Here is a 25,511-nt window from a genome sequence, read left to right as displayed (position 1 = left end):
GGCGCTGTCGGTATAAACTCCGAATCGGGGAAAGGGGTTGGACTTTCGCGGCGGGCATTGGCGCAGGCGGGCTACCGGTAGCTGGTGTATTCGTGTTCTGTCACGGGCTGCAGCCAGGTCACAATGCCTTTCTCGGTATTGACGTTGAGCGCAATGTGTGTCATGGCCTGCCGGGGCAAGGCACCGTGCCAGTGCTTCACACCGGGCTGAGCCTTGATGACGTCCCCTTGGCGCAGCAGGCGTACTGGCTGGCCTGCTTCCTGATAGTAGCCCAAGCCGTTGGTCACCAGCAGAATCTGGCCGGCGGCGTGCGAGTGCCAGTTGTTGCGGGCACCGGGCTCAAAGGTCACGTCGCCGACTACGCAGTCGGTCGGGTTGCCGGGTGGGGTGAGCAGCGTCACCCAGGCCACGCCGTTGAAGTTTTCAGCGGCTCCCTGCTGGGTGCCGGCGGGGCGTTGGTGTGGTTTTTCATCGGACAGGCGGAATAAGATACTGGGTTGGCTCACCAGCAACTGTGCCCGACAAAGGTTCCAGATTCGCTGCGGGGCGAAAAACAGGAATCAAACAGCTTCTGATACAATTCAAACAAAAAGCAGCAGGCGGCGCGACTGGCATACCGGCAGGCGGTTCAAAACGCCAAGCGGAAATCCGTGAGACAGAGGGCTATTCCTAAACGGAACCCCTGTCTTCTGCTCCGCCAGCCATCCGGCCTGGCCTTCGGCTGGAGCGCAGGCTCTAACTGGTTTGCTGCAGCCAGCTATAAGCCGTGGCTAGGTCGTCGAAGGACACGATGAAAGGCTGGGTAGTATATTCCATTGCCATATCCAGGGAATGGCGCGCCGGCCACTGCCTGGAGTAGACGCAGGCAATGTAGCGAATACCAAAACTGGCCAGCAGCGGAAAAAGGGTTTCTCCAGCCCACCGTTCCCTGCCGTTCCAGCTGCTGGTGACCTGCAGCGTGCTGTTCAGCAACTTCTGGCACGGATACGACTGTAGGCATTCCACTAGCAACTGGGCGCTCCGCTGAGCGGTATCGGCTTCATACGCTCCCTGCCAGTCCGCGTAGAGCCACAGGTTCTCCGCATCATAATACACAGATAGGGCCGGGGTCGACCCCAGAAGCAGCAGGGCAGGATTGTCCAGCATAGTTGTAGCCGCTACCAAATACTGCTGAGCGTATTGTCGTCGAGTGAACGAAGAACGCAATAATTTAATGGGGATGACTGCGGCTCTGGCAGCAGCGGCTATTCTGCCCCCTGGAGAAACAGCCGGAACGTGGTGCCCACATTTTCCTGACTTTCTACCTCGATACGGCCGTCCTGGGCCCTGACAAGCCGATTGATGAGAAACAAGCCTACACCGGTACCCTCGCCCACCTGCGGGTGGAAGCGCCGGAACAGATGGAAAAGCTCCGGTCCGTGTAGCTGCAGATCCATGCCTAGGCCGTTGTCTGACACTTCCAGTACCGGCTGCCCGCCCGCCCGGTACGTGCTAACCCGTATGCGGGCCGGCCGGTCGGGGTGGCGGTATTTGATGGCGTTGCTGAGCAGGTTGACCAGCATGGTGCGCAAGCTGCTGCGCACGTAGGTCACTTCCGGCAAACGCGAAAAATCGGTGGCGACGTGCGCCTGTGCTGCCAGCAGCTGCGGATGCAGGCTCTGAAGGACATCCGCCGTCAGCTCCTCAACGGCAACCGGCTCCGTAATCTGCTCACCGGGCTGCCGCGCTACCTGTACCACGGCCGCCAGATCGGTGATGGTCGTGCTGAGGGCGCGCAGGGAATGGTCGAGCAGGCGCCAGAGCTGGTCGGCTTCGGGGTCATCTACGGTTGCGGAGCGCTGGAGCTCTTCAAAAAGGCCGCGCAGGTTGTGCACCGGCTGGCGCAGGTCGTGGGAAGCCGCATACACGAAGTTGTCGAGGTCGGCGTTGGTGCGGGCCAGCTGCTGATTGGTAGTGGCCAGCTCGGTATTGGCCTTGGTCAGCAGGGTGTTCTGCAAATGAATCTGCTGGCGGGCATCGGTTAGCTCCCCCACCGATTCGCGCAACTGCTGATTTACGCCCTGCAGCTCCTGGTGGTAGCGCGCCATGTATTGGCGCCACTCGTTCTTCTCAATGGCGTGCACTACGGTCTTGTAGAGCAATTCCTGGTCGAACTGCTGCTTCACCAGGTAGTCCATGGCCCCGTTGTTGAGAGCCCGCACGGCCAGCTGCTCGCTGCCGCCCCCCGTAATCATGACTACGCACAGGCTATCTGCCGATGCCAAGGCTTTCAATTCCGAGAGAAGCGTCAGGCCATCCGTGTCCAGCAGGTTGTAGTCCAGCAGGATACAGTCGGGGCGCAGCGTCGCGTATTGCGCCAGAGCCTCGGCACCGGAAGTAGCCTCGAACATTTCCAGCCGCTCATACGACCCCTGCTTGCCCAGAAACCGCTTGTACAGCATCCGGTCCTGCTCGTTGTCATCAACGAGTAATATCTTTTTCACTAGGCAGGCTAATTCGCAAATGGTAGTTCAGAGGCATCCAGCCAGTAGTGCATGGCCAGGCGGATTTTTTCTTCCAGCACGGCATACTCTATGGGCTTGGTCAGGTAGCTGTTGGCCCCCAGCCTGTAGCAGTCCTCAATGTCGCGGGCGTTGCTGGACGTGCTGAAAATGATGACGGGAATAGAGTACAGACGGGTATCCTGCTTGAGCTTGCTCAGCACCGTGCGCCCATCGGTGCCGGGCAGGTTCAGGTCCAGCAGCACCAAAGCCGGCAGCGTCTGGGGCCAGCCGCTGGCCTTGCCACAGCCCTGCAGGTATTCCAGCGCCTGGTCGCCGTCTTCGCAGCGTAGCACGGGGTTGCGCAGCGCATGTTTGCGGAAGGCACGGCCCAGGGCCGTGAAATCCTCGGCGCTGTCCTCCACTACGAGGATGGGTTTGAGAGGTAAGGTTGCCACTTTACAAGTGCTTTAAAAGCGAAAAATAGAAGGTAGCGCCTTCTCCGGGCTGCGAGTCTACCCAGAGGGAGCCTCCATGCTTCTCTACCATTTTCTTGACGATGGCCAGGCCGGCTCCGGTGCCGCCTCCATACTTCTCATGGGAGTGTAACCGCTTGAATATCTTGAAGATATTCTCGTGATGCTTGGGGTCGATACCGATGCCGTTGTCACGTACGTAAAACACGTGCAAATCGTCTCGGTTCGCACTGCCTTTTTGTGGAGCTACCGTGGCGGGCGCCTCGCCAATCTCCACCTGCTTTGTGGGTTTGTCGTTGTAGCGCATGGCATTGGTAAGCAGGTTATTGAAAATTTCGCCTACGCGGACCGGGTCGCAGTTGATGACGGGCAGCGTTCCGGCGATGGTTACAGTGGTGCCGGTTTGCTCCAGGCGGGGCGAAAGCAGATCTAGCACGTCGGCCAGCAGGTCGTTCAGGTTGGTGGGCTCCACTTCCAGCTCGGTGCGGCCCACGCGGGAAAGTTTCAGCAGCGACTCAATCAGGCCTTCCATGCGCTGGCTGAGCCGGACCAGCGTCTGGAGCTTGTGCACGCCGTCGGCATCGAGCTGGTCGGCATAGTCTTCCAGCAGAAACAGAGAGTAGTTGTGGATACCGCGCAGCGGCTCTTTCAGGTCGTGCGAGGCTACATAGGCGAAGGAATCCAGCTCGTCGTTGCTGCGCTCCAGCTCGGCATTGAGCCGGCTGAGCAGAGCGGCCCGTTGCTGTAGCTCGTTGAAAACCCGCAGCCGCAGGTCGGAGATATGCAGGCGAATTTCGCGGGCAGCTTCAATTTCCAGCGGCTTCCAGGGGGCCGACGTGTTTTCCACGGTTTGCTTCCAGGCCTCAAACGACTGCCGCGGGGAGAGGAAAATCTGGCCGTCGGCCAGCACCTGGTTTTTCTGGTGCCGGCCGGCCCAGGTCACGGTCTGGATTATCTCGGGCCGGAACCAGAGAATGTAGTTGCCAGGGGCCTCGGCCAGCGAAACGGCCAGGATGCCGCTGGCTGTTGCCCGCACGCGAATTCCTTCCGGGTTCAGGCTGGCGTAGGAATTGGTGTAAAACACTTCCGTTTTTGTCTGCTGCTGCAGCCAGGCCAGAATGTCCCGAATCTGGTCTTCGGACGGGGTAGTGCCCATGCGCATAATGCTGCCATCGAAGCAGATAGCCGCGCCGTCGCAGTCGAACACATCCATTACTGTGGGCTGGCGGCTGTAGAGGGCCTGCACGAAGTTCTCGTTGCTGGACACGTGCTCCAGCAGCCTTACCTGGTTTTCGCGAATGCGGAGTTGGTACTCCTGCTCGTCGTATTGCTCTTTGGCGCTGATGAGGGCCGAAAACGTCTTGCCGATAAACTGGCACAGGTCGCGCAGCTCGTAGCTGACCAGGCGGGGCGTACGGTGGTGGCACGTAATCATGCCCCACAGCTGCCCTTCCTGAATGAGCGAAATGGTCATGGTGGCCGCCGAGCCCATGTTGTGCAGATACTCAATGTGTATCGGCGACACGCTCCGCAGCACGGAGTAAGTCATATCGGGTGGGCGGCTGGTGCCGGGCGTGTTCACCGGGACCAGCCGCGCCGGAGTGTAGCGGGCATCCGGAATAAAACGCAGCCAGTTTTTGAGGTACATGGCCCGCGCCTGCTTCGGAATGTCGGTGGCGGGATAATGCAGGCCCAGCCAGGGCTCGAGGTCTTCGTGCGTGGCTTCTGCAATGACTTCGCCGCTTTCGTCGGCCGCAAACCGGTAGATGGCCACCCGGTCGAAGCCAGTGATGGCGCGAACCTGCTCCACAGCATGCTGGCAGAAGTCCAGTACCCGCGTGGCGGCGAGCATCTGGCCCAGGGCATCGTTAAGAAACGGCAGGTCGGGCGGGAGAGCCAGCTTTTCTTCCACCGGCTCAAACTCCAGCCACAGCAGCTGGTCGTGGCGGTGCAGAATGATTTTGTAGTAGGGCTGGCCGGGCACATTGGCCAGCTGCGCGCCCAGCAGCCGGGTAGTTGTGGTGAGCGTAATCCGGAGCCGGTCGATTTCAGCCAGGCAGTCGGGCCCCAGCAGGCGGTCCAGTTGGGCGCCAAGCAACTCTTCGGCCGGGATGCTGAGCAGCGCCAGGGTGTTTTCACTGGCCTGAACGATGCGCATGGTGGCCTCGTTCAGGCACAGCAAAAAGCCATACGGCTGCACAGAGCCCGGAATATGAATGGGCTCCCGGTCGCAGTTAGTCAGGTCGATATCCGCAGCCAGCAGGCTTTCATCGGTATAGCTCATCAGGTATTGATCCAGGCGTCAAGGTGTTGGAAAGTGCGGCCCGCTGACGCCACTACTTCATCTTCATTTTCGGGCGTGACGGCCTGCCCCAGCAGCTGGCAGAACGACTTCCACATCGGGCCGGTCCGCTCGGCATAGCCGCTGAAGTAAGTGCGGGCCGGAATAGCCGCTTTGGCCAGCTGCCTCGCAATTACCTGCCCGCCGAGGGTAGACCCTTCCAGCACGTACATGGCGCCCAGCAGCTGCGGCCAGGTGTGCAGCGGCGGTAAAGCAGGGCACAGGGGAAGCGCCGCCGAACCGGCAGGCAGGTCCTGCAGAATCAGGTGGGCGCGGTAGCGGTGTGCTATGGCCCATTCCGGCGCAAAATGCTGCTGCTGCTGCCGGAGCCGGTCTTCGTAGGGCTTCAGAAAGCCATACATCTTGGCCAGAAAATGGGCGGTGGCTTCCGGCGTCAGGGTGCCGGCCGTCAGCTCCTGATTGAAGCGGTTCTGCTCCAGTGCGTCGTGGTAAGGACGGGTTTCAGTTCGCAGCCGGTGCAGAATGCCGGGTGAAGCAGGGGAATTCGTCATGCAGGATACAAGAGGCCCGGAACAGGGTTTGCCAAGCCGGAAGAAAGGCAAATTTACCGCTTCGCCCCAAATAAGCCCGCAGTTCTGCGCCGGCGGCACTGGCCAGGCCCGCCGGTGCAGAACTGCCGCTTACTGCAGAATCGTAACGGTGCCATGCTGTACTACCGTTTGGCCGGCATCGTCGCGGGCTTCAAACCGCCAGACGTACGCGCCCTGCACGGGCTTTTCGTTGCGGATGCGCCCGTCCCAGGCCTGGGTTCGGTCGGTGCCCCGGAACACCTCCTGGCCGTTGCGGTCTACCACCGTGAAGGTGTAGGTTTTCAGGAAACGGCCTTTCACTTCCAGCACGTCGTTCAGGCCGTCGCCGTTGGGCGTGAAAGCAGTAGGAACGTAGGCCTCCAGGCGGCGCACCACGCTGGCAATGTTGGAATAGCTGGGTGCCGGGAGCCCCCCGCCCATTACTTCCAGCCGGTAGCGCACGGCCTGCAGGTCAGTGGGCGGCAGCAGGTCGAGGTAGGTTCCCCGCGAGCTGACGGCCAAGGTATTGCGTACCGTGTTGTCAGGGTTCAGCACCAGCAGGCGGTAGCGCAGCGTGTCCGGCGTGGTGGCAGCGGGCGCTCCGCGCAGCTTCGACCATTGCAGGCGCACCGAGGAGCCGCGCGGATCGGCCAGTTCGGCCGCCAGCACTGCCGGGCAAAAAGGAGCGCTGTCCGGGGAGCGGTTGCTGCAATCGTCCTCAAACCGGACCTGGTAGCAGGGAGCCGCCGCGGGCGAATAGGCTTGCAAAGAGTCGCGGCGGGTGCGGGCAGGAGTGGAGCCGATAGGAGTTCCGTCGCGCAGGTAGGTAAGCTGGCCGGTAGTAGGGAATCGGGCTACGGATGCGGTTAGCACCACCCGGTTGCGCTCATCAAATGTCGCCAGCAGCTGCGGAACAGGCGGGGCCTGCGTGGCGGTGGCCCGCACCGCTACTTCATTGGAAACCGACGACACGCTGCCTTGGTAGCGAGCCGTGAGCCGGTACGTGTAGGTGATACCGCAGGCCACGGCCGTATCGGTGTAGGTGCGCGCGGCCGGCGACAGCACAACGCCCGGCGGGAGGGCGGGCGTACGGGTCAGTTCAAAGCTGGCGGGGTCGGGGCCCAGCTGCCAGGCCAGCTCATTGCGGCGCTCGGCGGCCTGCACGGTAAGCGTAAGCGTGCTGATGGGGTCGGATACGGCCAGAGCCTGCTGGCAGTCGTCGGCGCGCCGGATGCGGTAGAAGCCCGGCGCCGCCCCCGGTATCGTGAAGCCCGTGAGTCCGGTAGGCGTTGCGGCCGTCACTGTCTGAAAGGCGGTGGGGGATGCGAAGTCGGCCCGCTCTACGCTGTAGCGGTAGCCGGCCGTAAGGGGCGCCACGGTAAGCTGGGCCGTAGTGCCCTGCAATGTGATATTCTGAATAGCCAACGGCCCCGGTGCGGCCAGCTGCGGCAGGGTTTGGGTAGCTGAGCGCGTGCACAAGGCATTGTCGCTGTATACACCGGCTACCGTGATGCTGGTAGCGCCGGCCGGCACTGGGTAGGTGATGGTCTGGCCGCGGGGTGCTGGTAGCACGCTGCTGCCAATCTGGACGGTATAGCTGTCGTAGGGGGCGCCCGGCAGCGTTACCTGCACAAAGCCAGGCGAGCAGGACGTGGTAGTAAATGCAGGTGCGGGGTTGTCGTATACCTGGAATTCGCGGAAATATATGGTGGAAGTGCCACCTGGGTTACCTGGCTGCCCGTTTTCAGTAACCGTAATGGGGCCGGTGGCAGTAGGCGTGTAGGTGTAGGGCAACGACTGAAAGCCTGGGCCACAAGGGTTGGGATACGCTGCGGAGCCTGGCAGCACCTGATATGTGTATACCAGTGGCTGCCGGCCAGAGCACAAATCAAAACGCACGGGGCGGCCGACGCATAGCTTCTCCACAATCTGGTTGGTCTGCACATCTACGGCCACAAAGGTGCAGGCCGGCTGGCCGGGAGTGGCCGCGCAGGGTTGCGCCAGAGTAGGCGAATGAGCAGCCAGCACTATTCCGACGAACAGCAGCAGCAGGTAGAAGTAGTTGGCAGAACGCATAGGCTGGCGGATGAAATCGGGTAGCGGCAGGCAAGATGCAAACGGATAACGTGTTAATCACATTGTTTCGCATGCTTCAGGCAAACGGCTAGTGTATCAGGACCAAGGATAACTACGCACGAAGGCGGCAGCGGCGTGCAGGTCGGGGTAGAGCACCCGGTCCCGGCTCACGAAATTAACCTTCTCCCGGAAAGCGGCTACCACCTGTTCCAGCGCCTCGGAGCTGCGGGTGGGGCGGCGGAAGGCCAGCGCCTGGGCCGCGTTCAGCAGCTCGATACCCAGCACCTGCTCCACGTTCTGGACCACGCGCAGGGCCTTGGTAGCCGCGTTGGAGCCCATGCTCACGTGGTCTTCCTGGCCGTTGCTGCTCACAATGCTGTCCACGGAAGCCGGCGTGCACAGCTGCTTGTTCTGGCTTACGATACCGGCGGCGGTGTACTGCGGAATCATGAAGCCGGAATTCAAGCCGGGCTCGGCTACCAGAAACGGCGGCAACCCCCGCTGCCCGCTGATGAGCTGGTACACCCGCCGCTCCGAAATACTCCCGATTTCGGCGGTGGCAATGGCCAGCATGTCCAGGGCCAGGGCCAGCGGCTGCCCGTGGAAGTTGCCGCCACTCAGAATCAGGTCGTCGTCGGGGAAGAGGTTGGGGTTGTCGGTGACGGCATTGCACTCGGTTTCCACTACCTGCTCCACATAGGCCAGCGCGTCGCGGGAGGCGCCGTGCACCTGCGGCATGCACCGGAAAGAGTAGGGGTCCTGCACGGCCATTTTCACCTGCTGCTGCAGCTCCGAGCCGGCCAGCTGCTCCCGAATGCGACGCGCCACCGTCAGCTGCCCGGCATGGGGCCGGATGCGGTGCAGCCGCTCATCAAACGGCTCAGAGCGCCCATCAAACGCCTCCAACGATAAGGCGCCGATAATGTCGGCGGCATTCAGCAGGCGGCGTGTGCGCAGCAGCTCATGCACGGCATAGGCCAGCATAAACTGCGTGCCATTCAGCAGCGCCAGCCCTTCCTTGGCTTCCAGCGTAAGCGGCTCCCAGCTGAACAGGCTGAGTGCGTCGGCAGCGGCCAAGCGGTAGCCCTGGTAGTTCACTTCGCCCAGGCCCAGCAGCGGCAGACACAGATGCGCCAGTGGTGCTAAGTCGCCGCTGGCCCCCAGGGAGCCTTGCTGGTACACTACGGGCAGCATGTCTCGGTTGTACATGTCCAGCAGGCGCTGCACGGTGGCCAGCTGCACGCCGCTGTGGCCGTAGCTTAGGCTCTGGGCCTTCAGCAGCAGCATGGTTTTCACGATGTCGGAGGGCACTTCCTCGCCCGTGCCGCAGGCGTGCGACATCATCAGGTTGGTCTGGAGCTGGCCCCGGTCTTCGGGCGAAATGCTTTTGTCGCAGAGTGAGCCGAAACCGGTATTAATGCCATACACGGGCGCATCGGAATGTTCCAGCCGGTTATGCAGGTAGGAGTGGCAGTGCTGGATGCGCTGGCGGGCTTCGGCGGAAAGCGTGAGGCGGGTTTCCTGGTCCAGCAGCTCGGTCAGGGTGTCAAGGCTCAGGTGCGTGGAAGGCGTGAGGGCGTACTCGTGGGGCATGGGGTGGAAAGCAGGGTGGGCGGCGGGTGGTGCCGGGGTGTAATCTCAAAAGTCCGTTTTTCCCGCCGAACAAAAAATAAATGCCGGGCCACACAGTCACAAAAGCAAAACGTCATTCCGAGCGAAGCCGAGGAATCCTGCTGGTGTGGTAAACCTAATTGATTACTACACCAGCAGGATTCCTCGGCTTCGCTCGGAATGACGTTCTGTTATCTATATCTATCAGCTTTGTTTTATGCCTGCAGCTGGGCCAGTACTTCAGCCAGCGTAAGCGTCTGCTCCTGGCCGGTGCTCATGGTCTTGAGCTTGAACTGGGCGGCGGCACGCTCCTCTGAGCCCTGCAGCAACACAAACGGAATGCCTTTGGCATCGGCGTACTTAAACTGCCGACCCAGCTTGCCCGTTTCCGGGTACAGCTCGCTGGAAATGCCGGTTTCGCGCAGCTGGCGCAGCACGGGCAGCATGGCCCGCTCACCTTCCTCGTCGAAGTTGGCCACGAGGCAGCGGGTGGTAGTAGCGGTATCGGGCGGGAACAGGTTCAACTCCTCCAGACAGTCGTAGAGCCGGTCCACACCGAACGAGAAGCCCACACCCGACACGCCCGGCAGCCCGAACGCGCCCGTGAGGTTGTCGTAGCGGCCGCCGCCGCTCACGCTGCCCATGTTCACGTTGTTGATCTTGATTTCGAAGATGCAGCCCGTGTAGTAGCTCAGGCCGCGGGCCAGTGTCACATCAAAATCAAGGTTTTCGAACTTGTCGAAGCCGAAGTCGCGCAGGTAGTCCAGCACGCGTTTCAGGTCCTGCAGGCCTTTGTAGCCGTCGGCGGTGGCATTGTCGGCATCCACGCCGGCCGTCACGAATCCGGCGAGCAGCCGCTCCAGCTTCTCCTCGAAACCGCCTGCCACGCCCAGCAGATCGAACAGGCGCACGGTAGCCTCTTCCGAAAAGCCCCGGCCCGCCAGCTCCTTTTCTACGCCTTCGCGCCCGATTTTGTCGAGTTTGTCGATGGCCGTGAACAGGTCGGTTTCGGTGCCCTCGCCGCCCAGCGCCTGATAAATAGCGCCCAGCACGCGGCGGTGGTTGATTTTGATGGTGTGCTCCGTGAGGCCCAGCGCATTTAGCACCTCGCTCATCATCAGCACGATTTCCGCCTCGCAGAGCAGTGAGTCGGTACCTACCACGTCGGCGTCGCACTGGTAGAACTCACGGTAGCGGCCACGCTGGGGCCGGTCGGCGCGCCATACCGGCTGTATCTGGTAGCGTTTGAAAGGAAATGTCAGCGTGCCGCGGTTCATCACCACGTAGCGCGCGAAAGGCACCGTGAGGTCGTAGCGCAGGCCTTTTTCGGCAATTTTGGGCAATACCTTTTTGGGGCCGGCCAGCAGGTCGTCGGGCGTTACTTCCTCTTTGATAACGTCGCCCTTCTGCTTTTTCAGAAAGTTGCCCGAGTTCAGCACCTTAAACAGCAGCTGGTCGCCTTCTTCGCCGTATTTGCCGGTCAGCACCGACAGGTTTTCGAGCGTGGGCGTTTCGAGCGGGGCGTAGCCGAACTTCTCGAACACGCGACGAATAATGCCGAAAATATAGTTGCGGCGGGCCACTACGGCCGGGCCAAAGTCGCGGGTGCCTTGCGGAATGCTGGGTTTTTGAACGCTCATCAGAAACAATGCGGAATGATGGCGCGAAGGTACAACCAGCAGCTTACTTCGCCTGCCGCACCTGATGAAGCACCGGCGCCGCCAGCGGCGACTTCAGCGGCACCCGCAGTCCGGCGCGGCGCAAAGTGCGCACGGTCCAGTCGTTGCAGGTACGCAGCGCGTGGTAGCGGCCGGTAGCCCGGAAGAAAAAGTCGTTGGCGGTATAGCCGGCCGCATTGCGCAGGGTGTAGCGGTTCAGGCTGTCTGACTGAAAAGCTGCTTCAATCTGGGCGGTAAGCAACTGGTGTTGTGCACGGGAGATGCGCACCGCTACCACATGAGTGCCGGCCGGTGGCGCGTGACGCAGAAAGCGCACGTGCATGAGCGTAGGCCCCGGCACCAAGGCGCGCAGCACAGTGGCTGGGCCAGGCACCTGTTGGTTGTAGGAGGCTAGGTAAAACTTCTCGCTGCCCCAGCCAAAGGCTGCATACTCGTAGGCACCAAAACGCGAGTGGAAGCTGGAATCGGGAAAATGCCGGAACCAACTAGCCCCCTGTGTGTGCGGCACGTGCAGCGGCAATACCACGTCGGTATGTGTGCCGTTTGAAGCCACGAATACCAAGATACCGTCTGGTGTCTGGCGGAACTGGCGGTTTACGGGGACCAGCGCGCCAGTGCACAAAAAGAGAATCAGGGCAGTGAAAGCAGCAGACATAGCACCTGCAAGATCAGGCACAGCCAGATACTTTGTAGTCTCGGCTGCCGGCTGCCCCTCTCACGCCGCGTGCCGGCCCGTTGGCCTACGCTTCTTGTCACAGGCAATGGCCCTACAAGCTGCCCAAAAGGGTGCCGTAGGACCATCAACTACTTCGCTATTTTGTCTATGACCGGACTGCCAGCTTAGGGGCAGGCGGGCAGCTGGTGCGCTGGGCTACTGTCTGGCGCGGGGCCTGCACCCGGGGCTGGCTCGATAATGACTGCAGCGTGAGCGTGCCTAGTTTCTGGCGGTTGCTCAGGGGCCGGAACGATACGGTGGGCTGCTGCAGCTGGTAGCCCAGCGCCGTCGACTGAATTACGTAGTCGCCGAGGGGAAGAAATTTGAGCTTGAAATTGCCCTCGGCATCGGTGGTGCCCACGGCGGCCAGCCGGTGGTCGGCGGCGCGCAGCACTACAATGCTGGTGAAGGGAATCGGCTCTTTGGTGTCGCCGTCGCGCAGGCTGCCTGTTACGGTGCCGTGGCCCAGGGTGTGGGCCGAGAGTTGCAGCACAGCCAGCGAAGCAATGATACCCAGAAGGGAGCGGTTCAGCACGGAATTTTTCATGGCTTTGGAAAGGAAAAAGAAGACAAGGCGCTGCCCGTCGGCTGCTCGGCATGGAGCGGCTCATCTGGCGGGAGCAATGGAAAAAAGGGAGTTGGCAGGCCCGGAACCCGGCCGGCAGCTAGGCCAGCGGGCAGGGACGATGCCCCGCTACGCAGGAGCGGGGAGGCGCTGTCGGGCAGTTGGCCATGCTTGCCAATCAGGGAAGCGGCCGCCCGTTAGCGCGGGGTCGGGGGGGGAAGCAGAAGTAGCTAGCTGTCTGCGGTGGGATGCTGCAACTGCTCGAAAGATGCGGGTAGTTGCCTAAGGGATGCCTGCAGGATAAAAAGAATTTTTAGGCTTTGGCTAAGAAGGTCAGTAGAGTGGACCAGGCCCGGAATCTGCTGGCCTAGCCACCGAAGCCGCCACCACCACCCTGAGGCTGGCTTTCAATCTTTTTCGGGGGCTTGGTGGAGCCCAGGTACCAGGAGAAGCCCAAGTAGCCTACCCGCGTTTCCCACTTGTTATAGTACGTTGCCTGGAAGTTGTTCTCGGCTGCATATACTTCTGTGAGGTTACGCTGCGTGTTAAAAATGTCGCTCACCCGCAACGTGAGGGCCGCCCGGTCGCCGAATAGGCGCTGGCGCAGGGCTACTTCCACCGAGCCGACCGGTGCAATCCGGCCCTGCGACGTAATGGCGGCCGCGCGGTAGTTGCCGGTCAGTTGCACATCCAGTTTGGGCGTAGGATTAAAGGTGTTCATCAAGCGGCCCGTGCCCGATAGGGTGCGGCGGCTGGTTTCGTTGCCGGTAGCGGCCGTCACGTTGGTCTGGAACAGCGAGCCGCTGGCCGTCAGGCGCCACCACTTGGCCAGCGGGTGGTTCAGCGAGAGTTCTGCGCCCATGCTGGTTGCCTGCCCAAAGTTGTCGGAGTAGCTGCCCGTCACAACGGCGCCGTTGCCGTAAAGGCGGGTGGCCTCTTCATCTACTCGCGTCAGCCGCTGAATGGCATTGTTGGTCTGGCGGTAAAACAGCGTGGTATTCAGCGAAGTCTGGCCCATGGTCATCTGGTGCCCCAGCTCAAACGCGTTGATGTATTCGGGGCGGAGCGTCGGGTCGCCGATGCGGTAGCTGCGCTGGTCCTGGTAGAGCGGGAAAGCCAGCAGCTGCATGAAACCGGGGCGGTTGAGGCGGCGCGAGTAGCTGAGTTGCACGCGCTGGTCGGCGGTGGAAAGCGTGCGGGCCACCGTAGCCGAAGGGAACAGGTTGAGGTAGCTCAGCCGGAACGGACCCTTGCCGCCCTCTACTTCGCCGCTGGTATTGGTGTATTCAGCCCGCAGGCCGCCCTGCGCACTCCATTTGCCCATGGTCTGCTGGTAGGTGGCATAGCCCGCCTGCTGATACTCCCTGAATGAGTAGGCAAAAGACCGGTCGGCGAGACGTTCGTAGCCGGGCGTATCCGAGTTCTGGCGCAGGAAGTCGTCGGTACCGTCGTTGAGCATTACCTGGCCCTTCACGCCGGCCTCAAAACGGGCCTTTTCGCCAATCGGATGCACATAGTCGGCCTGGTAGGCGGCGGCGTTCAGGTCTACATGCAGGTCCTGCTTCCACTCGCGCAAATCTTCTGAGCCAAACGTATTGCGCTGGCCCACTACCACGTCGGCGTCGAGGTTGGTGTAGGCAATGTTGGCCGTCAGCTCGCGGCCTTTGTGGGCTTCCCAGGTGCGGCGGTAGTCCAGCGAAGCGTCCGTGTTGCTCACGTCTTCCGTGACCTTGAAAGCACTGCCAATCCGGTCGGAGCCCTGCGCGCTACGGATGTCGGCGAGCTGCGTGCCGGTATTGAGGCCCCGGTTCAGGTTGGGCTCCACGGTCAGCGTGAGGGTCTGCTCCGGCGAAATAGTGTAGTCGAAGCCCAGGCGGCCGGAATGGTTCACGTTGTGACGCTGGTTCAGGCCATCTTGGTTGATGAGCAGCGTAGTGCCTTCCACGGTGCTGGTCTGGTCAGTGCGGGAAGTGCTGCGGTAGCGGTTGTCCTGCAAGTTATACGAGCCGAACCAGTTCATTTTGCCGGCCCGGCGGTTCAGGCTCAGGCTGCCGTTGTACTTGTCGCGGGTGCCCAGCGTAGCCGAAGCCTGCCCGTTCCAGCCATCTTTCTTCTGCTTTTTCAGGATGATGTTGATGACGCCGCCGCTGCCGGCCGCATCGTAGCGGGCCGAAGGATTCGTCACGACTTCCACTTTCTCAATAGAGCTGGCCGGAATCTGTTCCAGCCGGTTGCCGCCCGCCCCGCTATTAGCCGATTGGCTGGGCTTCCCATCAATCAGGATGGTGATGTTGGAGCTACCGCGCATGCTCACCGTGCCATCGGGCGCTACGGCCACACTAGGCACATTTTGCAGCACGTTCACGGCCGTGCCACCCACGCTGCTCAGATCCTTTTCCACGTTAATGACTTTCTTATCCAGGCTTTCTTCCACGGCAGCCCGCTCGCCGGTTACCGTTACACCGTTGAGCTGCGTAGCCGTGGGAGCCACTTTCAGGGTGCCCAGCCGCAAGGTGGGGTTGGCGCTGGTAAGAGCAATGGGCCGCCGGAAACCCTGGTAGCCAATGGCCGAAGCCTTCAGCAGGTAAGTGCCCAGACCCAGTGAAGCCAGCTCGAACGTGCCGTTTTCGCCGGTTTGAGCGCCACTCACAAAAGTAGAGTCCTGAGCGCGGAGCACAACTACGTTGGCGAAGGGCAGCGGCTGGCCGTTGGTCTGGTCGAGCAGCGTACCCGAGACGGAGCCGGTGGGCTGCTGGGCCGCGGCAGCCAAAGGAGAGAGCATAGCAAGGAACCCCAGGCCCTGAATGGCCCGGCTGAAAGTCGGAAAGGAAGTCATTGGAAGTGGTGAGTTGGAGTACAAACCAGGCAAAGAGGTGCCGTTCCAGGCGGCCGCGGTTCCGCTGGGAGGCTGTTTGCCAGTAACAAAGGCGCGAAAAGTAGGGGTGCGGCCCAAACGAATTTGGGGGCACCAAACGGCCAAAACACAAGGGGCAGCGGAAGGAAACGGCTGTTTCTGTCGGGCTGCCGGCTCCCGGCCCGGTTGGCGCGGTGGTGTCCGGCTTTCGGCGTGGGCGGCGCTCCGGTGAGAAGCGGGGCCTGCGTCGAAGTACTTATCTAATCAATGATCCAAAGGTAACAGAAGGTACTATGCAACGCAAGGTACTGGGTGAATTATTTTTGTGTTACCCGGTTTTTTCATTGGAATTAAGGGAGTTGAAACAGAAAGCACTTGTTGAGAATGGTGAGCTGAAATGCCTTCTGCAGCCGTATGGGAGGCATTTTGAGGTTTCAGACTGACAGATGCACTATCCGGTCAAAGGGTAGCCTGTACCCGAAATTTTATTCAGGTATTCTGATACTGCTATGCTTACGCGACTGACAAAAGGCCATTAGCCGGCCGGATACGGACCCGCTGACCTCACTCACTCCTGCTTCTGAGTCGGGCCTGGCTTTCGTAGGGTGTGCTCTGCCAACCGTTGGGTGTTTCTGAACACTGTGTCCGCATCCGGACAGTTTCTGGCTGCGCAAGTCTATTAGATTGCTATGTAATGGTTTATCTGTCAATGATATAAAGCATTGGCATAAACGTTGGCGGACTGTACACGAATCCTCCTCATTCCTGTACGAAAATGGACAGAGCTATTTCTTCGGCCATCCGGAACCGCCGCAAAGCGCGCCGCTGGTTGCTGCTGCTGGCGGGGCTGGTCGTTGCGGCCGTGGCGTTGCTGGCCTTCCGCTCGGTGCTGCGGCCCAGCATCCGCCGGGCTCAGTTGCTGACCGCAACCGTCGAAACCGGCGACCTGCAAGCCTCGCTCACGGCCGCCGGCCTCATTATTCCGGGGTACGAGGCTGTCATTACCAGTCCTATTCAGAGCAGTATCCGGCGCGTGGCCTTGCAGGTAGGCGAGAAAGTGCAGCCCGGCCAGACTATTCTGGAGCTGGATAAGGACCTTACCACTACCGCGCTGGCAAAGCTGCAGAACGGCCAGCAGCAAAACCGCAACAAAAACAGCCAGCTCCGGCTCAGCCTCGAAAAAGCCCTCAACGACCTTCGTTCCCAGCAACTGGTGCAGCAGGTGAAAGTGCGTAGCCTGCAGTCAGCGCTGCGCGACGAGCAATATCTGCTGAAAATAGGCGGCGGCACCGCCGAAAGTGTGCGCCAGGCTGAGCTAAACCTGAAAGTGGCACAACTGGAGCTGCAGCGCCTGCACGAGCAGATCCGTAACCAGCAGGCGGCCAACGCTGCCGATGTGCGCGAACTGGGCTTCACGATGCAGATTCAGGACCGTAGCATTGCGGAGCTAGCCAGCCAGCTAGCTCAGGCCGACATCAGCAGCCAGCAGCCCGGCGTGCTGACGTGGGTGAACGAGGATATAGGCGCCACCGTGCAGCAGGGCGACCCGCTGGCCCGCGTCGCCGACCTGAGCAGCTTTCGGGTGCGGGCTACTATTTCTGACGCGTATGCTGATGCGCTGCACCCAGACGCGGCCGTAGTAGTGCGCCTCAACGACACCGACCTGCGCGGCACCATCAGCACCGTAAGTCCGGCCGTGGACAAGGGCACGGTTACGTTCTACGCTCGGCTCATCGAAGACCACCACCCGGCCCTGCGCTCCAACCTGCGCGTCGACGTGTTTGTGGTGACCAGTAGCCAGCGCCAGGTGCTGCGCGTGAAGAACGGCGCCTTCTACCAGGGAGGCAAGGAACAGCAGGTATTTGTGCTGCACGATGGCAAAGCGGAGCGCCGGACGGTACGTTTCGGGGAAAGCAACCTCGACTACGTGCAGGTGCTGAGCGGCCTGCGTCCTGGCGACGAAATAGTGGTGAGCGACATGAAGGACTATCTGGGCACGCCCAGCCTCATCATCAAAGAATAGCCTGCTATGAAGCGTTTTTGGAGCAGCTTGGCACTAGTTGCGGCCGGGTTTTCGGCCACCGCTCAGCAAGAGGTGCTGAGCCTGGAGCAGGTAATTGGGCTGGCGCTGGAGCAGTCGGCGGTGGCAGGGCAGGCCCGCACCTCCCGCGAAACCAGCTATTGGCAGTACCGCACGTACCAGGCGAACTACCGGCCGCAGCTGGCGCTGCAGGGCCAGCTGCCCAACTACAGCCGCGTGATTACGCCCGTAGTCCAGCCCGATGGCACCCTGCAGTTTCAGGCCGTGCGCCAGAATAACTCTATCCTGGGTGTTTCGCTTAGCCAGCACATTGGCCCCACGGGGGCGCAACTGGTGGTCAGCTCGGAAATGCAGCGCTTCGATGACTTCAACCGCAACGCCCGGCTCTACAACAACCAACCCGTGACCATTGGCCTCACGCAGCCGCTGGGCCGCTACAACCGCCTGCGCTGGGACCGGCGCATCGAGCCGTTGCGCTACCAGGAAAGCCAGCTCCAGTTTGTGCTGGAGCGCGAAACCATTGCTCAGCGCATCACAGAGCTGTATTTTGACGTGCTGCTGCAACAGGTGAATGCCGAGGTAGCTACCCAGAACGTGCAGGCCAACGAGGAAATGCTGCGTCTTGGCAAAGAGCGGTACCAACTAGGCCGCCTTTCGCAGAGCGACCTGCTGCTCTTGGAACTCAACGTGCTGAGCGCCCGCAAAGCCCTCGGCCAAGCCCGGCTCGATGCCCAGGATGCGGCCCTGCGTCTGCAGAGCTACACCGGCCAGAACGCCGAAACCCTGCGCCTGCGGGTGCCCGATGCCGTGCCATACCTTAGGGCACCCGCCGATGAAGCACTGGCCCAGGCCCGCCAGCACCGCCCCGAAACGCTGGCCTTCCGCCGCCGCCTGCTGCAGGCCGAAAGCGACGTAGCCCTGGCCAAAGGCACTACCGGCTTTCAGGCGACGCTGGTAGCCAACCTGGGCTACGTGAACAGCTCCCGCAACTTCTGGGAAACCTATCATAGTCCGCAGAACCAACAGCGGGTGAGCCTGGTGTTTTCGTTGCCGCTTATGGATTGGGGTCGGCAAAAATCGGTGGTGAAAACGGCCGAGGTGACGCGCCGCCAGACCGAGCAGAATGTAGCGCAGGAGCAAAGGGTATTCGAGCAAAGTGTCTTGGTGCAGGCCAGCCAACTCAGCACTCTTACTGAGCAGCTAGCCCTCACGGCCCAGGCCGATACGCTGGCCCAGCGCCGGTATGGTATTGCCCAGGCCACATACAAAGTTGGACGCATCAGCCTCACCGACCTCAATATTGCCCTAGCCGAGAAAGACCAGGCCCGTCGCGCCTACATTGCCGCGCTGCGCGCCTGCTGGGTGGCCCACTACCGCCTGCGCGCCCTCACACTCTACGATTTTGAGCATCAACTGCCGCTGACCGCTGAATAATATTGGTGCCTGTGTCTGGATAGCCTGCAAGACCGAACACACTGTCCGTTTACGGACATCTTTTGATAAAGCTATAAGTTGTATTACGTGTTGTAAAATATTGATAATAAACAATTTATGTAGTTGGCATGGGGCTTGGCTAGGTACAGCATAGTACTCGTGCCAGCTGGCCGAAAACGGACAATTGCCTTTCCTTCGCCTTTCCCATTCAACCACTGCCCTATGAACTCCAGCACTGCTTCCGCTACTTCGACTGCCGCGCCTCTTGCCCGCCCAGCCACCTGGCAGCCGGTTATTGAGCTGCGTGGTATCGAGAAAGTATATCAGACCAAAACCATCGAAACAGTAGCTCTGAACCACGTCAACCTCATCATCCATAAAGGGGAATTCGTGTCGGTGATGGGGCCTAGCGGCTGTGGTAAGTCTACGCTGCTCAGCATTATGGGGCTGCTGGATGAACCGACGGCCGGGGTCGTGGAGATTGAAGGCCGGGCCATGCAGTCGTATTCCGACCGGGAGCTGGCGGCGCTGCGCAACCACAAAATCGGCTTCGTATTCCAGAGCTACCACCTCATCAACGACCTCTCGGTGCTCGACAACGTGGAGCTGCCGCTGCTGTACCGGCCCGGCGTGAATGGCCGGCAGCGGCGCGAGCTGGCCCACACCGCCCTCGACAAAGTAGGCCTGAGCTCCCGCACTACTCACTTCCCCAGCCAGCTTTCCGGCGGGCAGCGGCAGCGGGTGGCCATAGCAAGGGCGCTGGCCGGACGTCCGGAACTAATTCTGGCCGACGAACCCACCGGCAACCTCGACTCGGTGATGGGCGAGGAGATTATGGAGCTGCTGCTAACTCTCAACCGGGAGGAAGGCACCACCATTGTGATGGTAACCCACGACGAGCACATGGCCCGCCGCACCGAGCGTCTCATTCGCTTCTTCGACGGCAGCCAGGTCAGCTAAGTCAGGCAAGTAGAAACTACCCGCTGACGGACGAGTCCCTGAGCAGTTTCTGGTTCTCGGTTCCTCATCTTCCCTTCTCAAATCTTACTTAAAAAACCATGCTTCTCAGCTACCTTAAAATAGCCTGGAAGGTGCTGCTGCGCCGCAAGTTTTTTACTTTCATCAGCCTGTTCGGCATCAGCTTCACCCTGATGATTCTGCTGGTGGTGATGGCGCTAGCAGACCATGTAGTAGGCCCCAACATGCCGGAAAAGCGCCTCAACCGGATGCTGTTTGTGAACACCATCCGGCAGCAGATGGTGGACGACCACGGCTGGATGAACAACCCCGCCAGCATACACTTCGTGGACAGGTACGTGCGCAGGATGAAGACGCCCGAAAAGGTGGGCGTAATGTCGAACATCTACAACGCCACAGCTTTTACCCCAGGCGGTCTGCTGCCGCTGGATCTGCGCTACACCGATGGCAACTTCTGGCAGATTATGGACTTCGAGTTTCTGGGAGGAAGGGCCTTTACAGGTGCCGAGGTAGACCAGGTCCAGCATGTGTGCATAGTCAACGAGGCTACTGCCCGTAGCTATTTTGGCACCACGCAGGTGGTGGGCCGCACCATCGAAATTGATCTGAAGCGCTACCAAATTGCCGGGGTAGTACGCAATGTGTCGGCCGTGCATATTGCGTCGTATTCTGATGTGTGGGTACCCTATACGCTGAGTCCTTCGCTGACGCGCGACAACCGAATAGGTGGGGAATTTATGGTCGTGCTGCTGGCGCCATCCACGGCTGAAATGCCGGCTATGCGCGAGGAATACCGCCAGATGATGCGGCGCGTAGAAATTCCTAACCCCAGGGAAGTACGGGCGCTTTTCTCCTATGCTGACCCCATGCTGGCCACCTTCACCCGGGCGCTGCATATTACACGGGCAGTAAGTGGTAGCGACTCTCAGACGTTGGACGATGATAATGTTGGCGCTTTCTACCTGATTTGTACCGTGCTGGGCCTGCTATTTATGCTGCTGCCTGCCCTGAATCTGGTGAATCTGAACGTGACGCGCATTCTGGAACGCTCCAGTGAAATTGGGGTGCGCAAGGCCTTTGGAGCCACGAGCCGCAACCTGGTGGGGCAGTTTCTGGTGGAAAACGTGGTGCTGGCCGTGGTGGGCGGGCTGCTTGGGCTGGCCCTGGCGGCCGGGGCACTGGCGCTGCTCAATGATGTACACGTGGTGGCTTACGCGCAGTTTAGCCTGAGCTGGCGCGTGTTTGCCTGGGGGCTGCTGCTCACGCTGGTCTTCGGGCTGATGAGCGGTGTGTACCCAGCCTGGAAAATGTCGCGCCTCAACCCGGTAGTAGCCCTGCGCGGCAGCGGAGAGCAGAAGTAGCAAAGGGCGGCGGCCTCCGGCCCGATGCTTTGGTCTGCTCCAACATCACACTCATCACCTCATCCTCCCCGAAAATGCTTCGCCATCTGTTCAAACTAATCTGGAACCGCAAGCGCAACAATCTGCTGCTGGTGTCAGAAATCTTTTTCTCCTTCGTGGTGCTGTTTGGCGTCGGTACCCTGCTTCTCACGTTTGCCAAGTACTACCTCGAGCCGCATGGCTTCGACTACGAGCAGGTGTGGCGCCTCGAAATCAGGGCGGGCCAAAACGAAACCATGCCCCGCGCCCAGCTCGACGATGTGTTGCGCCAGGTGAAGGCCCTGCCGGGTATCCAGCAGGTGGCTCTTACCAGCGGCAACGTGCCGTTCATCTTTAATTCCAATACGTCTGCCTTCAGCTACCAGGGCCGCAAGTCGGGGCAGTCCAATATCTATGACGCCGACGACCACTACGCCCAGGTGATGAAGCTGCACCTGCGGGAGGGCCGCTGGTTTGCCAAAACCGACGACGGCAGCCACCACCGTCCGGTCGTCATCAGCCAGAATCTGCGGGAAGAGCTATTCGGCAACGGGCCGGCGCTGGGCAAAATCTTCACCTGGATAGAGCCCGGCCCCAACCCTGACCCCGCAGACGAGTTTCAGGTGACAGGGGTGGTAGACGATGTGCGCATGGAAAATGACTTCGGCCCGGCGGTGCCTTCTCTCTGGAAGCGCCTGATTCCGTTCGACACCACGCGCTGGGAAACGGCCAATGTGGTGGTGCGCGTAGCACCCGGCGAGGGCGGCGAGCTGCAGGAGAAAATAGCCCGCACGGTGGCCGGCGTCACTCGCCAGTGGACTACTATGGTGCGCGTAATGGACGAGGACCGCCTGCACAAGCGCCGCTACACCATCGTGCCGGTGGCGGGGCTGGCCCTGATCAGCGTATTTCTGATTGTGAATGTAGCGCTGGGCCTCTTTGGCGTACTGTGGTACAACATCAGCCAGCGCCGGGCCGAAATTGGCTTGCGCCGGGCTATGGGTGCCACCGGCCCGGACATTATCAGGCAGTTTCTGGGCGAAATGCTGGTCGTAACGACCTTCGGTGTACTGTTGGGCGGGCTGCTGGCCGTGCAGTTTCCGCTACTAAATGCCTTTGAGCTGGCTCCGAAGTTCTATCTGGCGGGTATTGGGGTGGCAGCAGTGGCAGTGTATTGCATCACGGCACTATGCGCGTTTTACCCCAGTCGGCAAGCAGCTGGCATTCATCCGGCCGTGGCCCTTCGCGAAGAGTAGTTTTCATTACCAAGTGTATAGCCTGCAACTACCGAAAACTGCCTCTCGCTTTATTTCTCCGCATTTCCGTCCTTCGTGCACTGAGCTATGATACTACTAGTTGACGACGACCTGGCCGTCCGGACCTCGCTAGGACTGTTGCTGAAACAGGCCGGTTACGTTGCGAAAGCCGTGGCTACACCCGAGGAGGCACTGCAAATCGTGCGCACCGCGCCACCAGCCTTGGTGCTGATGGATATGAACTACTCGCTGGAAACCAGTGGCCAGGATGGCCTGCAACTGCTGGCCCAGGTGAAGCAGGTAGCGCCGCAGCTACCCGTTATTCTGATTACGGGATGGGGTTCCATCACGCTGGCCGTGGAAGGCATCAAGGCCGGGGCGGCCGAATTCGTGACCAAGCCCTGGAACAACGAGGCCCTGCTACAGACCATCCGTACCATCCTGAGCCTGAGCGAGCAGCAGGCCACTGCGGCTCCGGCCGAAGAAACGCAGCTCAGTCGCCGCCAGCTCGACAAACAGTTCAATTTCAGCAACATTGTAGGCCAGGACGCGCGCCTGCTCCAACTGCTGCGCAACGTGGGCCAGGTGGCCGCTACTGATGCCTCGGTGCTGATTGAGGGCGAAAGTGGTACCGGCAAGGAGCTGATTGCGGAGGCCGTGCACCAGAACAGCAACCGCCGCCACCAGCCGTTCGTGAAAGTAAATCTGGGTGGTATTGCGGCCTCGCTGTTTGAGAGTGAGATGTTCGGGCACCGCCGCGGCGCTTTTACCGACGCTAAAACTGACCGGGTGGGACGCTTTGAGCTGGCCAACGGCGGCACCATCTTCTTGGATGAAATAGGGGAGCTGGACCTATCCTCGCAAGTGAAGCTGCTGCGTGTGCTGCAGGACCGCACCTACGAGGTGCTCGGCGACAGCCGCCCGCGCCGCCTCGATATCCGGGTGATTTGCGCTACCAACCGCAACCTCACTGAGTTGGTGCAGCAGGGGCGCTTCCGCGAAGACCTGTTTTACCGCATCAACCTGATTACGGTGCGCCTGCCCGCCCTGCGCGAGCGGCCCCAGGACATCCCGCTGCTGGTGCAGCATTTCGTGGATGGACTGCGCGCCACCTACAACCGCCCCGCCCTGAAGGTAGGCACTCGCGCCCTGCATTGGCTGCGCGAACTACCACTGCCCGGCAACATCCGGGAGCTGAAAAATCTGGTGGAGCGTGCCGTGCTGGTCTCGGGTAAGGATGAATTGAGCCCCGAAGACTTCCAGGCACAGTTCCAGCCCGCTACCCGCACCCCAGAACCCGGCCAACTCCCTGAACCCGGCACTATCACCCTGGATGAGCTGGAAGCCCAGATGATTCGCCGCTCAATGGAGCACTTTTCCGGTAACGTGAGCCGCGTAGCCAAAGCGCTGGGCCTGAGCCGGGGGGCGCTGTACCGTAGGCTGGAGAAATACGCTATTCCGTTTGACGCGGAATAGGAGGAAGGGCTTTCCAGTACGTCATTCCGAGCGAAGCCGAGGAATCTCGCGTGCTGAGATTGTAATGGCAATTCTACTACACTAGCGAGATTCCTCGGCTTCGCTCGGAATGACGTTTTTACTTTCCGCAACAGTTTCATCCTCTGCATGTCCCTGCGTACCAATTTTTTGCTGTTCGTCGTCCTGATTCATGCCGTGCTTATTGTACTGGCGGCGCAGGTAATGCGGACAAATGCGGCGCTGTTCGTGGGGCTGGAGGTGCTGCTGCTTATTAGCATTGTTCTCACGGTGCAGCTATACCGCGGCTTTGTGCGCCCGTTTCAGCTGATTGCGGCCGGCACGGAGGCCATTCGCAGCAAGGACTTCTCCATGAAGTTCGTGCCCGTGGGCCAGCGCGAAATGGACCAGCTCATCGACGTCTATAACCAGATGATAGATGAACTGCGGCAGGAGCGGGTGACGCAACACGAGAAAAGCTATTTGCTGGAACGTCTCATCCAGGCCTCGCCGGCGGGCATTCTGCTGCTCAACTTCGAGGGCCAGATGGAGGCCGTGAACCCCGCCGCTGAACGGTTCCTGGGGCAGCCGGCCGGAACGCTGCTGGGCCAGCGGCCTGCCAATCTGCCCGGCGAGTGGGGCGCGGCGCTGGGTACCTTGCGCGAGGGACAGCCACAGGTAGTACAGCTTTCTGGCATCCAGACCTACCGGGCGCACTGCTCGCACTTCGTGGATCGGGGCTTTACGCGCAACTTCATATTGCTGGAAGAGCTGACGCAGGACCTGATCCGGCAGGAAAAGCAGGCGTACGAGAAGCTGATCCGGATGATGTCGCACGAAATCAACAACTCCATCGGGGCTATCAACTCCATTCTACAGTCGTTCGGCTACTACACATCCCAGCTCCGGCCCGATGACCAGCCTGATTTCCAGGAGGCGCTGGAGGTGTCCATTGCTCGTAATACGCATTTGGCTAACTTCATTGCCAACTTCGCCAACCTGGTGCGCCTGCCGCCGCCCAACCGCCAGCCCACCGATGTGCACGAACTGCTGCGTGGCATGCAGCGCCTGATGCAGGTGCAGGCCGAGCGCCGCAACGTGCGCTGGCACTGGCAGCTGGTACCCACGCCCCTCCACGCCGACCTAGACCGGCAACAGCTGGAGCAGGCGCTGCTCAACATCGTGAAAAATGCGCTGGAGGCCATCGGCGAAAATGGCAACCTCACCATCCGCACCACACTCAGCCCGCCCGCGCTGCACATCGAAAACGACGGCCCCGGCATCCTGCCCGAAGTGCAGCGCCGGCTGTTCACGCCCTTCTTCAGCACCAAGCGCGACGGTCAGGGCATCGGCCTTACCCTCATCCGCGACATTCTGCTGCAACACAACCTGCGCTTCAGCCTCGAAACCCAGGAAAACGGCCGTACCGTATTCAGCATCTGGTTTTAGCCGCAGTGATTTTGTGTGTACTCATATCCCGAAAGTAATCTGTCGTCCTGAGCAAAGCGAAGGACCTTATCACGCCTGATGTTCTTGCGTGATAAGGTCCTTCGCTTTGCTCAGGACGACAGAAATGAAGGGCACGGCTGATTGATGAAATAGTCTACTTCTTCACGGGTAGCT

Annotated in this window: 19 protein-coding genes; 7 read left to right on the top strand and 12 right to left on the bottom strand. The window is 60.7% G+C overall.

The window, feature by feature from the left end; translation table 11 throughout:
* Positions 1-71 precede the first annotated feature (71 nt).
* The 12 genes from IC231_RS08035 to IC231_RS07980 all read right to left on the bottom strand — a co-directional run bounded on the left by IC231_RS08035 (position 72) and on the right by IC231_RS07980 (position 15,255).
* A complete protein-coding gene (locus tag IC231_RS08035; RefSeq protein WP_211538954.1) occupies positions 72-506 on the bottom strand; it encodes a cupin domain-containing protein in 435 nt (144 codons plus the stop codon).
* Between the two features lie 229 nt (positions 507-735).
* Positions 736-1,146, bottom strand: a complete 411-nt coding sequence (locus IC231_RS08030) for a hypothetical protein (protein ID WP_190784037.1) — start codon at positions 1,144-1,146, stop codon at positions 736-738.
* A gap of 98 nt (positions 1,147-1,244) precedes the next feature.
* Entirely contained in the window at positions 1,245-2,483 is a 1,239-nt protein-coding gene (locus tag IC231_RS08025; protein ID WP_190784036.1) for a sensor histidine kinase, read from the bottom strand.
* A gap of 8 nt (positions 2,484-2,491) precedes the next feature.
* On the bottom strand, positions 2,492-2,938 hold the full coding sequence (locus IC231_RS08020) for a response regulator (RefSeq protein WP_190784035.1): 447 nt from the start codon (positions 2,936-2,938) through the stop codon (positions 2,492-2,494).
* A gap of 1 nt (position 2,939) precedes the next feature.
* Positions 2,940-5,240, bottom strand: coding sequence for an ATP-binding protein (locus tag IC231_RS08015; protein WP_190784034.1), 2,301 nt, complete (start codon positions 5,238-5,240; stop codon positions 2,940-2,942).
* The gene (locus tag IC231_RS08010; RefSeq protein WP_190784033.1) at positions 5,240-5,809 is read right to left on the bottom strand and encodes a biliverdin-producing heme oxygenase; all 570 of its coding nucleotides are present in this window, start codon (positions 5,807-5,809) and stop codon (positions 5,240-5,242) included. Before IC231_RS08010 ends, IC231_RS08015 begins: the two co-directional genes overlap by 1 nt.
* A 129-nt stretch (positions 5,810-5,938) precedes the next feature.
* Positions 5,939-7,903: a T9SS type B sorting domain-containing protein gene (locus IC231_RS08005; RefSeq protein WP_190784032.1), complete on the bottom strand. Its 1,965-nt coding sequence runs from the start codon at positions 7,901-7,903 to the stop codon at positions 5,939-5,941.
* A gap of 96 nt (positions 7,904-7,999) precedes the next feature.
* On the bottom strand, positions 8,000-9,496 hold the full coding sequence (hutH, locus tag IC231_RS08000) for a histidine ammonia-lyase (RefSeq protein ID WP_190784031.1): 1,497 nt from the start codon (positions 9,494-9,496) through the stop codon (positions 8,000-8,002).
* Positions 9,497-9,729: 233 nt separating this feature from the next.
* A complete protein-coding gene (gene hisS, locus IC231_RS07995) occupies positions 9,730-11,154 on the bottom strand; it encodes a histidine--tRNA ligase (RefSeq protein WP_190784030.1) in 1,425 nt (474 codons plus the stop codon).
* A gap of 43 nt (positions 11,155-11,197) precedes the next feature.
* Positions 11,198-11,848, bottom strand: coding sequence for a DUF2459 domain-containing protein (locus IC231_RS07990; RefSeq protein WP_190784029.1), 651 nt, complete (start codon positions 11,846-11,848; stop codon positions 11,198-11,200).
* Between the two features lie 166 nt (positions 11,849-12,014).
* The gene (locus IC231_RS07985) at positions 12,015-12,455 is read right to left on the bottom strand and encodes a carboxypeptidase regulatory-like domain-containing protein (protein WP_190784028.1); all 441 of its coding nucleotides are present in this window, start codon (positions 12,453-12,455) and stop codon (positions 12,015-12,017) included.
* A 385-nt stretch (positions 12,456-12,840) separates the two neighbouring features.
* On the bottom strand, positions 12,841-15,255 hold the full coding sequence (locus IC231_RS07980) for a TonB-dependent receptor domain-containing protein (protein WP_190784027.1): 2,415 nt from the start codon (positions 15,253-15,255) through the stop codon (positions 12,841-12,843).
* 847 nt (positions 15,256-16,102) lie between these two features.
* Here IC231_RS07980 and IC231_RS07975 point away from each other — a divergent pair.
* The 7 genes from IC231_RS07975 (at position 16,103) to IC231_RS07945 (ending at position 25,337) form a co-directional block, all read left to right on the top strand.
* On the top strand, positions 16,103-17,350 hold the full coding sequence (locus IC231_RS07975; RefSeq protein ID WP_190784026.1) for an efflux RND transporter periplasmic adaptor subunit: 1,248 nt from the start codon (positions 16,103-16,105) through the stop codon (positions 17,348-17,350).
* A 6-nt stretch (positions 17,351-17,356) separates the two neighbouring features.
* Positions 17,357-18,802 (top strand): TolC family protein, encoded by a 1,446-nt coding sequence (locus tag IC231_RS07970; protein ID WP_190784025.1) that lies wholly within the window; start codon positions 17,357-17,359, stop codon positions 18,800-18,802.
* Between the two features lie 222 nt (positions 18,803-19,024).
* Entirely contained in the window at positions 19,025-19,762 is a 738-nt protein-coding gene (locus IC231_RS07965; protein WP_190784024.1) for an ABC transporter ATP-binding protein, read from the top strand.
* A 98-nt stretch (positions 19,763-19,860) separates the two neighbouring features.
* Positions 19,861-21,141 carry an ABC transporter permease gene (locus IC231_RS07960; RefSeq protein WP_190784023.1) on the top strand — a complete coding sequence of 427 codons (1,281 nt, stop codon included), beginning with the start codon at positions 19,861-19,863 and terminating at the stop codon, positions 21,139-21,141.
* 74 nt (positions 21,142-21,215) lie between these two features.
* Positions 21,216-22,415, top strand: a complete 1,200-nt coding sequence (locus IC231_RS07955) for an ABC transporter permease (protein ID WP_190784022.1) — start codon at positions 21,216-21,218, stop codon at positions 22,413-22,415.
* 87 nt (positions 22,416-22,502) lie between these two features.
* The gene (locus IC231_RS07950) at positions 22,503-23,891 is read left to right on the top strand and encodes a sigma-54-dependent transcriptional regulator (protein ID WP_190784021.1); all 1,389 of its coding nucleotides are present in this window, start codon (positions 22,503-22,505) and stop codon (positions 23,889-23,891) included.
* Positions 23,892-24,038: 147 nt separating this feature from the next.
* Entirely contained in the window at positions 24,039-25,337 is a 1,299-nt protein-coding gene (locus IC231_RS07945) for a sensor histidine kinase (protein ID WP_190784020.1), read from the top strand.
* Positions 25,338-25,511 lie beyond the last annotated feature (174 nt).

Source organism: Hymenobacter duratus (assembly GCF_014698995.1).
GTDB classification, from domain to species: domain Bacteria; phylum Bacteroidota; class Bacteroidia; order Cytophagales; family Hymenobacteraceae; genus Hymenobacter; species Hymenobacter duratus.
Note: the sequence above shows the minus strand (reverse complement) of the source record. Positions and strands in the feature narration are given on the sequence as shown.